The organism is Microcoleus sp. AT8-A3 (genome assembly GCF_036705675.1).
Classification (GTDB): domain Bacteria; phylum Cyanobacteriota; class Cyanobacteriia; order Cyanobacteriales; family Microcoleaceae; genus Microcoleus.
The window spans coordinates 1-12,696 of record NZ_JAUBVD010000099.1 but is presented as its reverse complement, the minus strand read 5'-3'; the positions used below and the strand labels follow the sequence as shown (position 1 = coordinate 12,696).

The following is a 12,696-nucleotide window of genomic DNA, read 5'->3' as shown; positions in this document are numbered from 1 at the left end:
GATCGGACGATCGTCCGATCGCGCTCGACTATTATAATTTACTTGGGGACAATTAATCCACCCTGCTATTTTTCGGAAAATGCGGAAGAGCGATCGGGAGCATCTCACTTTTGCAGCCAAAGTAGAAATCTAAGTTTTGAGGGAGTAGGCAGAAGGAAAGAGGAAGAAGGAAGGAGCCAGAAGAAGTGTTTTTACCAATATGAGATGCTCCCGATCGATCGCCCTTTCTAAGGACAATTCAGAAAGGATCTCGCTCACTTCTCCCCTATAATTCCAATCAATCCCTCTTTCAAAGACTGGATATCTACATCTTGAAGCCTTCCCAATTTTTTGAGAATCAGTTGCATCTCAATTGTCGTAATAACTGGCTTAATCATAAAAGCTTTTAAAAGCCCAGCCGATCGCCAATCTGTGATGATAATATCACAGACTTTTGGGCTAATGCTAACTTGGCTAGTTATACCCATAAGAATGCGATCGGGATATTCTGCATTATAAACGTCAGAACTAATAACAACTGCTGGACGTTTTTTAGTGGTAGTTTGATCTGTAAAAGGAAACGGAACTAAAACCACGTCACCAAAATTATAACTCGTCATACTCCGCGTCCTCTGGGTTATCCCAAATTTTAGCAAAAGCTGCTTCTGAGAGTTTAGTTGCAGTATAAACGAGAAGACGATCTTCACTTCGCGTTAAAAGGAAATCGATAAAATCTTCTAATACCGTAATTTTATCGGGCGGTAAACTACGGATTTTTTCCATCAGCTTTGTTTCCTGGTTTGGGGCGACACTCATGTTATCTCTCACTTCTTAATGTTAAATCAGCATATATTGTAAAAATACTAGAAAACTCCCTGAAGTTATTTGGCTCACAAACTGTTTAGAGTTACCACTATTTTTATGATAACATACATTCGTAGATAGTGCAAAAAAACTAGCAAGTATTAATAACGCCATATTCACCGATAAACTATGAAAAAAATCATCATTGGCATCATGGGCCCCGGCGAAAGTGCCGCATCAACTGACTTAGAAAACGCCTATCAACTCGGGCAACTCATCGCCGAAGCAGGGTGGATATTGCTAACTGGCGGCAGAAATGTCGGCGTCATGGATGCCGCCAACAAAGGAGCAAAATCAGCTAACGGTTTAACAGTCGGCATCCTTCCGGGGAATGACACTCGCGGCATTTCTGAATCTGTAGATATTGCGATCGTCACCGATATGGGAAACGCCAGAAATAACATTAACGTTCTTTCTTCAGATGTAATAATTGCCTGCGGTACGGGCACGGGCACTGCTTCGGAAATCGCCCTCGCCCTCAAAGCTAACAAACAAGTTATATTGTTAAATCACAGCGCCGAAAGTCAAGTTTTTTTTAAATGTTTAGCACAATTTAACATCTTTGTGGTAAACAATGCTGTAGAGGCTATGAATCAAGCTCGCGAAATCCTAGCAAATTCAAGATGAAATCCAAGATGAGAGTAAGCAAATTCAACTTTTGTGCGATCGGCATTTTCCTGACTTTGGGGATTTTCGTCAGTACCAAAGCAGACGGAAGAATTGCACAGTTCAGTTTCAACAACAAATCCACTCAAAAATTAGCACAAACCCTCCCTCCTCCTCCCCCTTTCGCACAGCCTGTTACCGAACAAGAAGCGCCACCTATTCGCAGCGAATCCGTGCCGGATCAAATAGCTTTAGCAACCCATTTGCAGACCATCAAAGCTAGAATGTACGGTGCTTACTGGTGTCCTCACTGTCACACGCAACAAGAACTTTTCGGCAAAGAAGCATTTACCGCAATTACTTACATTGAGTGCGATCCCAGAGGCAAAGATGCTCAACCGGATTTGTGCAAAGCTGCCAATATTAAAGCTTATCCCACTTGGGAAATTCGGGGGAAATATTACACGGGGCGGCAATCTTTGGAAAAACTGGCTATTTTATCCGGTTATAAAGGCAGCAGCAATTTTCTGCCACCGGTTCCCTCTCCTTAAAAATATCTAAATTAGTTCACACTTGCACTCGCCCACTAAGAAACCGGGTTTTTGAACCGAGATTGACTGTTTTCAGCAATTATTTTGGTAAAAAACCCGGTTTCTCGCCACCCGTGCGTGCAAGAGTATAAATGTAGGGTACCCACGGCGCACCTAAAATTATGATTTTTATGAATCCAACTTCTGAATAATCTGAATTGACATCACAGCGAGCTGGTTATTTAATGGTAATTAGGCGGACAGATATATGTCAATTTCAGACTAGCAGTTATTCAGGAGACTGAAGCGATGCAGTTACAATTTAGCAATAAACAAATAATCTGGAGCAGTTTGCTGTGCTTTTCGGCAATTGCATTTCCCCTAACAAGCCAAGCTATAACAGTACAAGAAGTACCGAATCCCCGTCAAGTAAATAACACTTGGGTAACGGACAAGGCAAACATTCTCAGCAACAGCACCGAAACTCAGCTAAATCAAATGATTTCGGATTTAGAGGCGAAAAATGGCTCAGAAATCGCTGTTGTGACAGTGACTGGTACTAAACCATCGGCGACACCAAAAGCATTTGCTACAGAACTATTTAACTTTTGGGGTATTGGCAAGAAAGGTAAAAATAACGGAGTTTTATTGTTGATTTCTTCGGGGGAACGCCGCGTTCAAATTGAAACAGGTTCTGGCATTCAAAGCATTTTGCCGGATGCTAAAGCAGTGGGCATTATTCAAGCCGAAATTACGCCCCGATTTAAACAGCAGGACTTTGACGGGGGCACATTAGCCGGGACAAAGGCGTTAGTAAATGTTTTACAAACTCCGACGGTAAATGCTCAATCTCAAACCACGCTACCTTTGGCTCCAATCGTACCATCTCAAGGGGTGAAACCGTCACCAACACCTAGTCAATCGCCAGTTATTAGCAATAGTACCTCCACAGGTGAAGATTCATCGAATTCAATCTATGACTTACTTGGGTTCTTATTCATAGCATTTATACCTTGCTTCATTATCTTCAGGATATTTGGCAGCTTATTTTCTGGGAAATCTCCTTTCCCCTCCCGCAGCCGTTATCAGGGCAATAACCGCAGTGACTATAGCAGTAGCGACTCCGGGGGTAGCTTTGGCGGGGGCGAGTCTAGTGGTGGGGGTGGCGGTGGGGATTGGTAATTCGGGAAGCGAGGTAGAAACCGAGTTTTTTTAGCAGGAATTAGTCCCCCTCTGCGGGTAAGAAAGTTTGTATAGTTGCGCTTTCAACCGCCAAACTCGCGATGGAGTAGCTAGCTAAAATACTCTTCAACAATTTTCAAAATCCGCGAGGCGGCCAAACCGTCCCCAAAGGGATTAATTGCCATTGCCATTGCGTTGTATGCTTCCGCATTGCTCAGCAATTCTGCCGCTGCTGCTGTAATTATATCAGAATTAGTACCAACGAGTTTAGCAGTACCTGCAGAAATTGCTTCTGGTCTTTCTGTGGTTTCTCGTAATACTAAAACTGGTTTGCCCAAACTAGGTGCTTCTTCTTGCAAGCCGCCGGAATCAGTTAAAATTAAATGACATCTCTGAATTGCTCCTACTAATTCTGCGTAATCTAAAGGTTCAGTTAAAAAGACTCTCGGATGGTCGCCCAAAAGAGCTTTTAAAGGTTCTCTGACTGTGGGATTTCGGTGTAGAGGTAAGAGCAAGGCTGTATCGGGAAACTTATCTAAGATTTGGAGAAATGCCCGCGCAATTCCTGCTAATGGTTCTCCCCAATTTTCGCGGCGGTGAACTGTTGCTAAGATAGTGCGATATTTGCTCCAATCTAAATTGGGAATGTTGCATTCTGGTTGGCGTTTGGCGACAGAAAGCAAGGCATCGATTACTGTGTTGCCTGTACGGTGAATTTCTCCCAAAACGCCCGATCGCCCTAAATTCTCTTGAGCCAGCTCTGTCGGGGCAAAATGCAGCCGTGTGAGCTGAGATATCAACCGTCGGTTAGCCTCTTCGGGGTAAGGATTGAACACGTCGTCTGTCCGCAATCCCGCTTCTACGTGACCTACGGGTATTTTCTGGTAAAATGCAGCTAAAGCAGCGGCAAACGCTGTGGTTGTATCGCCCTGTACTAACACGATTTGGGGCTGCAATTCTTTAAACAAGGCTTCCAAACCCTGCAAACTCCGGGATGTAATATCCGTCAAGGTTTGCTGGTGCTGCATAATTGCTAAATCCCGATCGGCTTTTAGATCGAACATTCGCATTACTTGCTCGACCATTTCTCGGTGCTGACCGGTTAAAATTACTTGGGTGTCAAAGGTTGGCGAATTTTTGAACAGTTGAATTACTGGGGCTAGTTTAATCGCTTCCGGGCGAGTTCCTAAGACGATGCAAACGCGGTGTGTGGCTTCGGGCATGGTAAAATTGGGTAGTTGAGATTTGCGAGGCTCTTAAAGGCTGAAGATTTTAGAGCTGGTTTGAATCTTTGGTTAACAAGATTTATTTTTTTATGAACCGCAGAGGGCGCAGAGGGCGCAGAGGAGGGAGAGAAGAGAGATAGAAAGTGGTTTGACGTTGGGTGGGGGCGGGTTTTTGAGATTGTGAGTTTTAGCCAATTATTGTCGGTGAAACCCGCCCCTACAGGATTATTGATATTAGTACATTTTTGTTAATTGCTTATGCCCTATCGTTACATTCTATTTTACAAACCCTATGATGTTTTAACTCAATTCACTGACAATTCAGGGGAAGTTAAACGCAGAACCCTGAAAGATTATATTCCTATTCCTAACATTTATGCAGTAGGAAGGCTCGATCGCGATAGTGAAGGTTTGTTGCTGCTAACCGATGATGGACAAATGCAGCACCGCCTCAGTGACCCGAAATTCGCTCACCCCCGCACTTACTGGGTGCAGGTGGAACGAATTCCTGATACAGGTGCGATCGCTGCTTTGCAGACAGGTGTCACAATTCAAGATTATCGGACTCGATCGGCAAAAGTGCAATTATTGTTAGAAGAACCCGCTTTGCCGCCCCGCGAACCGCCGATTCGATTTCGCAAAAACGTGCCGACAGCTTGGCTGGAAATGACTCTGACAGAAGGCCGCAACCGTCAAGTGCGCCGGATGACCGCAGCAGTAGGGTTTCCGACGCTGCGGCTGGTCAGATGTGCGATCGGGCATTTGCGTCTGGAAGGCCTCAAACCCGGTGAATGGCGCGAATTAACTCAAGCCGATTTTAGATTTTAGATTTTGGATTTTAGATTGGGGAATTACAGTCAACCGCCTTGACATTTAGGACATTCTTGATATCTGAAACTATGACTGCGACTGCATTTCCCTTCTTCCTTCTTCCGACTTCCTGATATCCGTTACATCCGTTACATCCGTTACACAATCCGTTGCCGAACTTCCTTCTTCCTTCTGCTTACTTTCGAGGGGGCAAAATAAAACTCTCGTTTCCATCCCGATCTTTTTGCACCTGAGCTCCCAACTTGACAAGAGCTTGTCTCGCCCTTTGACGCACCAACTTATCAGTTGTTTGAGCATAAACCGTGCTCCAAGCAGTAAACCGCACCGGCACGCTATCGGGATCTCGGCGCAAAAACTCAGCAGTTGCTCGAAACCTCGGCGCCAATGAAGCTCCTTCTGGGGTTCCTTCCACCCAATCAGCGGCCATTTCGTGGGAGCGAATTGACTCGGGAATATCCCCCAACAGCAGCAACTCATCAATACCTTTCGTTCGCCACACTATCCACGATTGGGAATGAAGTTGGGGCGAAAGGGCAAGGGCCCTAGTACCACGCTCTATAAAGTTAACAGCAGTTTCAGGGTTTCCTTGATAAAAAGAAATAGCTGTGGAGAGAAACAGGTAGATGTCAGCCCACCGCGGGTCGCGCTGCGTAACTATGTCAAAATAATCTTGGCTCAGATTGTAGCCCGTCACATCTCGCGCTTCGTCGTCGCCAAAATACTGCAAAAATTTGAGAAATGTCCAATCTGCAATTAAATTATCAAATCCAAAACTAGGGATAGTTTTGAGCATTCTCAGCCGCAGGGCTTCTTGCTGCGCTTCTTGCTGTGCGGCTCGCTTGAAACTGGCAGCGGATATTCCAGAGGGCGGGTTTTGCCCCTGAACGCCAACTGGGGACATTCCGCCTAACTGCCCGCTAGACTGCATGGCGACGACCCCCGCCAGCGCTGCTAGACCAATAACTCCATTAAGGAGCAGGCTCAACCACTTACGCGAAAATTGTTCGATTTTAGCTTCCACGGCACTTTATAAATCCAAGTTTTAAATTAAGTTTATTGAAAGAGAGTAATAATTGGTTGGCGATCGACTATGAATCTCGTTAGACTGTCCAAAGGGATGGTGGAGCCTCCACACAATAGTTTAAGTAGTAGTGTGAGATTTTTTAGCAATATAAAATCTCAAATCAAAAATCTAAAATCGAATTGAGCCAAATTCAATGAATCAAGCCCGCAAACGCTTTTCTAAGTTACAGGCAGCCCTGTTCAGTGGGGCGATGGCAACAACCGCTTCGATATCTTTACTCGTTCCCGGCCTGAGCCAATCAGTCCGCGCCGAACTTCAAGATAGCCCCAAAGCTGTCTTAGATGAAGCTTGGCAAATTGTGAACCGAGACTATGTTGATGGCAGCTTTAACAAGATTGACTGGCAAGTAACCCGCCAAGAACTGCTGAGCAAAAATTATACCTCTCGCGAAGCTGCCTACACGGCCCTCCGCAAAGCCCTAGAGAAATTAAACGACCCCTACACCCGCTTCATGGACCCGAAGCAGTACGAAGCGCTGACGAATCAAACCTCTGGGGAACTGACAGGGGTGGGGATGAGGCTGGAAGAAGACGAGAAAACGAAAGCGATTAGGGTAGTCGAGCCGATGGAAAATTCCCCGGCCCTGAAGGCAGGGATTCTAGCGGGCGATACGATTTTGGTGATTGACGGCAAAACTACCAAAGGCATGACTGTCTCGGATGCGGCTCAGATAATTCGGGGCGATGAAGGCACGAAAGTCACGCTGCGGATTGCTCGTGAGGGCAAAAGTGAATTTGACATCACTCTGACTAGGGCGAGAATTGAGGTAGCAGCGGTTCGCTACAGCCTCAAGAATGAAGGCGGTCAGAATGTCGGTTACATCCGTTTACAAGAGTTTAGCTCCCACGCGGGCGAACAAATGCAGGCGGCGATTAAAAAGCTCACGGCTCAGAAAGCTGACGCTTTTGTGTTGGATTTGCGGGGGAATCCCGGCGGGTTGCTGCGAGTGAGTATTGATATCGCTCGGATGTGGATGGATACAGGGGCGATCGTCCGCACAGTCGATCGCACGGGCGATTCTCAGGAAATGAAGGCAAATCGCACTGCGCTCACTGACAAGCCTTTGGTGGTGCTCGTGGACGACAACTCGGCCAGCGCCAGCGAGATTTTGGCCGGTGCTCTGAAGGATAATAAGCGCGCAACTGTGATCGGCGGCCAAACTTTTGGCAAAGCTTTGGTGCAGTCGGTGCATTCTTTGGCTGATGGTTCGGGATTGGCGGTGACGATCGCTCACTACTATACTCCCAACGGTACGGATATCAGCCAGAAGGGGGTTACTCCCGATGTTAAGGTGGAAGTCACCGACGAACAAAAGTTGAAATTAGCTAACAAACCGATGTTGGTTGCGACTCAGGACGATCCTTGCTACGCGCAGGCGATCGTACTTTTGCGAACTACCGCTTCGTCTCCCCGTCCCGTTGCTGGTAATGAAGCTCTTGTTCCTCAGAAGTAGTTGAAATTAGCACTTATTAACAATTAGCTTTAAGATGAAACCCGCACCGGCGGGTTTTGTTTTTGTAGTTTAATTTAGTCTCAAATTGCTAGAAAATGGTTTGTAATAACAGCCAACTATAGCGGTTCTCAAAAAAGTGAGGTATTCGCTATGTCCTATGCCCTATGCCCTATGCCCTATGCCCTATGCCCTATGCCCATGAGTACCTCATCTTTCTGAGAAAGGCTATATTTAATCCTACTATAATACTAGCCACTAACCAAGCTACCGCTTTCAGCCAAAATGGATTCACAAACTCTCCCATTAAGCGCTGGTTCGAGGTAAACATTACCAAGGGAATTACTGCAAAGGGTAATTGCAAACTGAGAATCACTTGACTGAAAACCAGCAAATTAACCGAGATGCGTGCGATCGACTATGATTAGGTCGATCGCCAAAAATCACTCTTGTCAACGTTCCTGATTTGAGAGGTTTTTAAATTCGCGAGTTCCCTGATAACCTGATAAATCAGCTAACTCCTGCAAAGATTTTTGCCCTGGGTAAAACTTACCATTAATTTCCCAAGTAGGAGTACCCTGAATCTTGGCAGCTTCGCAAAGATCGGGGCGAGCATTTTTCCCTTGGGGATTGCACTCGATATAATTGAGAATGCGAGCCGCTTCTTTCCCAAAACTTTCCTTCTGCATCTGACAGTGATCGCAGGTAAAAGAGCTGTACATTTTAGCTCCCACTCTTTTTAAATGTTGGGCTAAAGCAATTTCTGAAGTACCAGAAGATGTTGTGGTATTCATACTTGTTTCCTTAGCTGTACCGAGATTATTGACATCGGCATAAAGAGCGAGAGAGGAAATCAGCACTAACATAGACACCAGAATTCCTATAAAAAATAGTTGCCCGATATCATCCCATTCGCGACCGATTAATGCTAAGACAAACAAGCTAGTTGCAAACAAAGCAGACGCAATACAGTAAATACAAGCTGCTTTGATATCAACAGCCAGTACATACATCAGATAGCCGCTGAAAATCGTCATAGCTGTGCTACCAGCAAATAGAAATAGTCCCGTCCAAGACTCTAACTTAGAGCGGAGACTCTTCTGTTCTGCAGGATTAACAAGTAGGGGAGCTACGGCAAAAACTATCATGCTCAAATAGCCCAAAAAACCGAACAAAGAAAGAGGCAAACCAAAGACATAGGCATAGGGACTCGAAAGCACGATATCGCAGCCTTCGATCGGACAAACTGCTGTTCCGTTGGATAACTTGACCACTGTTAGATAAGCAGTGATCGCAGCCCCTATTGAGGCAATTCCTGCCGTGATGGGACGAGAATAGCGGTGAATCCAGGGCTGAGAACGTTGACGACGCATAGTATTTTTGACCTCAAAATGTATGTTTCAATTGTGGGGTAAGGTGGGCAATGCCCGCCCTGCGAACACTCTATTTCAAAACTCTAGTCGCATTGAAAATAGCTGCTAAAGCCACCCCAACATCGGCAAAAACTGCCTCCCACATTGTAGCTAACCCAAAAGCACCAAAAGCAATAAATATGCCTTTGACTAACATGGCAAAAATGATATTTTGCCAAACAATATTGTGAGTTTTTCGGGCAATTTGGATGGCTTCAGCCACCTTGGACGGTGCATCTGCCATAATCACAACATCGGCAGTTTCGATCGCTGCATCCGAACCCAAACCCCCCATCGCTATGCCCACATCAGCCCTAGCAAGCACTGGTGCATCATTAATTCCGTCTCCAACAAAGACAATTTTATCGCCTTTTTTAGATTGACCGATCAGTTTTTCGATCGCCTCTACTTTTCCTTCGGGTAATAACTCGGCTAAGTAGGAATCTAAACCGAGCTTTCTCGCAACACTATCGGCTACAGCTTGATTATCTCCTGTGAGCATCACGATTCGCTCAACACCCAGTTTCTTGAGGTCGCGAATAGCCTGTACAGCGTCTTCCTTAAGCTCGTCAGCAATCAAAATATACCCAGCGTAGCGGTTGTCTACCGCTAAATGTACTACTGTACCTTCAGCATTGCAGAGATCGTGAGCAATATTTTCTCGGTGCAGCAAACGGTCATTTCCCGCCAGCACAATTTGATTATTTACTTTTGCTCGGATGCCGTGTCCCGCGATTTCTTCGTAATCTTTCACATCCAATGAATCTATCTTTCCGCCGTAAGCTTCCAGAATAGATTTCGCGACTGGGTGATTTGATTGAGATTCTACTTTAGCAGCTATTGCCATCAACTCTGTTTGGGAAAAACCATTTGTAGGCACAATTTGTGCTACTTTAAAAACTCCTTTTGTCAAAGTTCCTGTTTTGTCCAAAACAACTGTCTTGACTGCTGTCAGGGTATCTAAAAAAGTCGAGCCTTTAACCAAAATACCGCGTTTGGCTGCACCACCAATTCCCCCAAAGTATCCCAAAGGAATGCTAATAACCAATCCGCAAGGGCAGGAAATAACTAACAAGACTAGGGCGCGGTAAACCCATAAAAATCTGTCTGCATTAGTTGCTCCTGAAATGAACAAAGGCGGAATTAAAGCCACTGCTAGCGATGCAAATACTACAAAAGGCGTGTAGTAACTGGCAAATTTGGTGATAAATTTCTCAGTTTCAGCTTTTTTGCTTCTGGCATTTTCTACTAATTCCAGAATTCGGGATATGGAAGATTCACCGAAGAGTTTGGTAACTTTGACGGTGAGAACTCCTGTCTGGTTAATTGTTCCTGCTAAAACTGTTTCTCCAACTTTCACGGTTCGAGGTACTGATTCTCCAGTTAGTGCAGATGTGTCAATCTGAGAATTGCCGTCTATAATTTCACCGTCTAAGGGAATTTTTTCTCCCGGTTTGACAAGGATGATATCGCCGACAGCTACTGTTTCTGGTGCAACTTTTTTGATTTCGCCATTTGCCTTGAGGTTGGCGCTGTCTGGGCGAATTTCTAAAAGCGATCGGATCGATTGACGCGATCGCCCAACGGCAAATTCTTGAAAAAGTTCTCCGATTTTGAAAAACAACATCACCCCGACTGCTTCAGGGAGTTTGTGAATAGCTACAGCGCCGAGTGTTGCTATAGTCATTAAGAAATTTTCATCAAAAAATCGACCTCGCAGAATATTGCGACCCGCACTGGTTAAAACATTCCATCCGCTTAAAAGATAGGCTGGGATAAAAACCAGATATTCACCTATAGAATAGGGCGTGTTGTGCAGTTTTTCTTCAAAAATTAAACCGCCGATAAACAGTACAACAACCAATATCACAGGAAGCAATTCTTGCTTGAGGTTAAAATCTCCGTGGTCGTGGCCGTGGCCGTGGTCGTCGTGGTGATGATTCTCATGGCTGCGATTGTCGTCGTCGTGACTGCAACTACAGCAGCCGGAATCGCTCGATTTGGCTTTTTGCATGGTTTTTCCTAGGTTTTTTATAACAGATTATAGTATGAACAGATATTCATATTATAGAGTCAAAAATAAAATCTACTAGATTTTTAACTCAAAATCTAGTAGATTTTATAAAAATCTTGTTAAGTTGGTAGGGAACGTTATGAGGGATTAAGAGTAATAACTATTCTCAGTTTCCGATTGAGAGAGAGAATGATTATCCATAGTCGTTAGTGATTAACTAATTAAGCCGCCGGATAAATTCTAAAGGCAAACCGTCTGTATCGGCAATAAAAGCTACTTCGTAAACATTTGGCCCGATCGCCTGTTGAGTCGGTTCTAATAAAACTTTCAAAGCTTGAAACTGGTTTGGTTGGTCTTTAGCAGCTTCGTCAAACCGTTCTTTCAGAGACTGCAACCAGCTAGGCAAGTCAGTTGTCGCCTCAGTTAAATCGAAAGATAAATGATAATATCCAACATAATGCTCGTCTCCGAAAGCATCCGGTGCGGGTTTTGGTTCCGGGATTTGAATTAGTTCGATGCGTCCATTGAGACCTTCCATCCAACAGGCTAGGGTGTAACCTGTGGTAAAGCGATCGCTCACAGTAAATCCCAACTGTTCATAAAAGGCGATCGCCCGGTGAATGTTAGCAGTGCGAATGGAGGCGTGGTGCATTCGATTTTAGATTTTAGATTTTAGATTTTAGATTGGGGAATTGGGAATTGGCCAAACAGGGCATTGGGAATTGGCCAAACAGGGCATTGGGAATTGGGCAAACAGGGCATTGGGTATTAGGCATTAGGAATAGGAACTAACTAATGACTAATAACTAATGACTAATGACTAATGACTAATGACTAATGACTAATAACTAATGACTAATGACTACTGACTACTGACTACTGACTACTGACTAATAACTATTCAAACAACCGAAAATAGGGATATCTAATCGGAACTCCCGGCTCTTTTTCCAAATCAAAATTAATCACTTCCCAGCAAGGGTCCTCTTGGGGATCGGGGCTAAAATCCACAGGCAAACCGTACAGCCTCGGCCGCGGCGAGTCCGACTGACCGCGCCAAGGCGTGCTGCGTTCCAAATAAGCGCTGATTAAGTCCCGATAGCGTTGGGCAACGATCACGCGAGTTGCTCGGTAGCCTTGAGTATAAAGTCGATCGAGCGCTTCGTGAATTTCAAACCGAATCCCGTCAGGGTGCGTGTGCTGGCGATACCATTCATTCTCCCAGCGGCGCCAGTGCCGCCCAGACTGAAGGTGAACCAGTTCCCCCGTTTTTGGATCTGCCTCAAATGCCCCGTGACGCGGACACAAATAGGTATCCGTGAGCGTTAGAGCCGGAATTGTTTGGCGACAGTGGGGACACTGAATTTCCGGGCCAAACATCGGGTATTGCAAGGCAACTTCAATCATTTATTTGCGTCCCAGCATATTTTCTCTGCAAAAGGTTAGAGTCGATAGGGGCATTTCTACCCCTACCTCTCCTTCAGAACGGAACGTGAAACTTTCGCTTCATTCCGCTCC

General features: G+C 45.2%; 15 protein-coding genes. 6 read left to right on the top strand and 9 right to left on the bottom strand.

Annotated features, from left to right (window positions below):
• On the top strand, positions 1-231 hold a 231-nt coding region (locus tag QUB51_RS29125), incomplete at its 5' end, for a hypothetical protein (protein ID WP_333240933.1).
• Positions 232-254: 23 nt separating this feature from the next.
• On the opposite strand, the gene QUB51_RS29120 is transcribed toward QUB51_RS29125, so the two are convergent.
• Together QUB51_RS29120 and QUB51_RS29115 are read right to left on the bottom strand one after the other, a co-directional pair.
• A complete protein-coding gene (locus QUB51_RS29120; protein ID WP_333058329.1) occupies positions 255-599 on the bottom strand; it encodes a type II toxin-antitoxin system PemK/MazF family toxin in 345 nt (114 codons plus the stop codon).
• Positions 586-795, bottom strand: coding sequence for a toxin-antitoxin system, antitoxin component, Xre family protein (locus tag QUB51_RS29115; protein ID WP_333058330.1), 210 nt, complete (start codon positions 793-795; stop codon positions 586-588). The genes QUB51_RS29120 and QUB51_RS29115 overlap by 14 nt, the downstream gene beginning before the upstream one ends.
• A gap of 177 nt (positions 796-972) precedes the next feature.
• Here QUB51_RS29115 and QUB51_RS29110 point away from each other — a divergent pair, with 177 nt between their 5' ends.
• From QUB51_RS29110 to QUB51_RS29100, 3 genes are all read left to right on the top strand, one after another.
• A complete protein-coding gene (locus QUB51_RS29110) occupies positions 973-1,470 on the top strand; it encodes a TIGR00725 family protein (protein WP_333058331.1) in 498 nt (165 codons plus the stop codon).
• 8 nt (positions 1,471-1,478) lie between these two features.
• Entirely contained in the window at positions 1,479-2,000 is a 522-nt protein-coding gene (locus QUB51_RS29105) for a hypothetical protein (RefSeq protein ID WP_333058332.1), read from the top strand.
• Positions 2,001-2,288: 288 nt separating this feature from the next.
• Entirely contained in the window at positions 2,289-3,161 is an 873-nt protein-coding gene (locus QUB51_RS29100; protein WP_333212745.1) for a TPM domain-containing protein, read from the top strand.
• Between the two features lie 110 nt (positions 3,162-3,271).
• Here the strand turns inward: QUB51_RS29100 and wecB are convergent, their stop codons facing one another.
• Positions 3,272-4,384 (bottom strand): non-hydrolyzing UDP-N-acetylglucosamine 2-epimerase, encoded by a 1,113-nt coding sequence (gene wecB / locus QUB51_RS29095; protein WP_333264346.1) that lies wholly within the window; start codon positions 4,382-4,384, stop codon positions 3,272-3,274.
• A gap of 261 nt (positions 4,385-4,645) precedes the next feature.
• On the opposite strand from wecB, the gene QUB51_RS29090 reads away from it, so the two are divergent.
• Positions 4,646-5,215 (top strand): pseudouridine synthase, encoded by a 570-nt coding sequence (locus tag QUB51_RS29090; RefSeq protein ID WP_333058335.1) that lies wholly within the window; start codon positions 4,646-4,648, stop codon positions 5,213-5,215.
• Positions 5,216-5,393: 178 nt separating this feature from the next.
• Here QUB51_RS29090 and QUB51_RS29085 read toward each other — a convergent pair whose 3' ends face one another.
• Positions 5,394-6,239 carry a hypothetical protein gene (locus QUB51_RS29085; RefSeq protein ID WP_333212748.1) on the bottom strand — a complete coding sequence of 282 codons (846 nt, stop codon included), beginning with the start codon at positions 6,237-6,239 and terminating at the stop codon, positions 5,394-5,396.
• A 196-nt stretch (positions 6,240-6,435) separates the two neighbouring features.
• Between QUB51_RS29085 and ctpB the strand changes: the two genes are divergently transcribed.
• Positions 6,436-7,755 (top strand): carboxyl-terminal processing protease CtpB, encoded by a 1,320-nt coding sequence (ctpB, locus tag QUB51_RS29080; protein WP_333212749.1) that lies wholly within the window; start codon positions 6,436-6,438, stop codon positions 7,753-7,755.
• Between the two features lie 190 nt (positions 7,756-7,945).
• Here the strand turns inward: ctpB and QUB51_RS29075 are convergent, their stop codons facing one another.
• From QUB51_RS29075 to QUB51_RS29055, 5 genes are all read right to left on the bottom strand, one after another.
• The gene (locus tag QUB51_RS29075; protein ID WP_333212751.1) at positions 7,946-8,146 is read right to left on the bottom strand and encodes a divalent metal cation transporter; all 201 of its coding nucleotides are present in this window, start codon (positions 8,144-8,146) and stop codon (positions 7,946-7,948) included.
• A 58-nt stretch (positions 8,147-8,204) separates the two neighbouring features.
• Positions 8,205-9,125 carry a vitamin K epoxide reductase family protein gene (locus tag QUB51_RS29070; protein WP_333264349.1) on the bottom strand — a complete coding sequence of 307 codons (921 nt, stop codon included), beginning with the start codon at positions 9,123-9,125 and terminating at the stop codon, positions 8,205-8,207.
• Positions 9,126-9,195: 70 nt separating this feature from the next.
• Positions 9,196-11,178, bottom strand: coding sequence for a heavy metal translocating P-type ATPase (locus QUB51_RS29065; protein WP_333264352.1), 1,983 nt, complete (start codon positions 11,176-11,178; stop codon positions 9,196-9,198).
• A gap of 217 nt (positions 11,179-11,395) precedes the next feature.
• Complete coding sequence (locus tag QUB51_RS29060) at positions 11,396-11,830, bottom strand: VOC family protein (protein WP_333264355.1); 435 nt, start codon at positions 11,828-11,830, stop codon at positions 11,396-11,398.
• A 245-nt stretch (positions 11,831-12,075) separates the two neighbouring features.
• On the bottom strand, positions 12,076-12,585 hold the full coding sequence (locus tag QUB51_RS29055) for a TIGR02652 family protein (protein WP_333106288.1): 510 nt from the start codon (positions 12,583-12,585) through the stop codon (positions 12,076-12,078).
• Positions 12,586-12,696 lie beyond the last annotated feature (111 nt).

Bases quoted from the DNA above. Each gene is read 5' to 3' on its own strand.
- QUB51_RS29120 (WP_333058329.1), bottom strand. From the start codon at position 599: ATGACGAGTTATAATTTTGGTGACGTGGTTTTAGTTCCGTTTCCTTTT.
- QUB51_RS29115 (WP_333058330.1), bottom strand. From the start codon at position 795: ATGAGTGTCGCCCCAAACCAGGAAACAAAGCTGATGGAAAAAATCCGT.
- QUB51_RS29110 (WP_333058331.1), top strand. From the start codon at position 973: ATGAAAAAAATCATCATTGGCATCATGGGCCCCGGCGAAAGTGCCGCA.
- QUB51_RS29105 (WP_333058332.1), top strand. From the start codon at position 1,479: ATGAGAGTAAGCAAATTCAACTTTTGTGCGATCGGCATTTTCCTGACT.
- QUB51_RS29100 (WP_333212745.1), top strand. From the start codon at position 2,289: ATGCAGTTACAATTTAGCAATAAACAAATAATCTGGAGCAGTTTGCTG.
- wecB (WP_333264346.1), bottom strand. From the start codon at position 4,384: ATGCCCGAAGCCACACACCGCGTTTGCATCGTCTTAGGAACTCGCCCG.
- QUB51_RS29090 (WP_333058335.1), top strand. From the start codon at position 4,646: ATGCCCTATCGTTACATTCTATTTTACAAACCCTATGATGTTTTAACT.
- ctpB (WP_333212749.1), top strand. From the start codon at position 6,436: ATGAATCAAGCCCGCAAACGCTTTTCTAAGTTACAGGCAGCCCTGTTC.
- QUB51_RS29070 (WP_333264349.1), bottom strand. From the start codon at position 9,125: ATGCGTCGTCAACGTTCTCAGCCCTGGATTCACCGCTATTCTCGTCCC.
- QUB51_RS29065 (WP_333264352.1), bottom strand. From the start codon at position 11,178: ATGCAAAAAGCCAAATCGAGCGATTCCGGCTGCTGTAGTTGCAGTCAC.
- QUB51_RS29060 (WP_333264355.1), bottom strand. From the start codon at position 11,830: ATGCACCACGCCTCCATTCGCACTGCTAACATTCACCGGGCGATCGCC.
- QUB51_RS29055 (WP_333106288.1), bottom strand. From the start codon at position 12,585: ATGATTGAAGTTGCCTTGCAATACCCGATGTTTGGCCCGGAAATTCAG.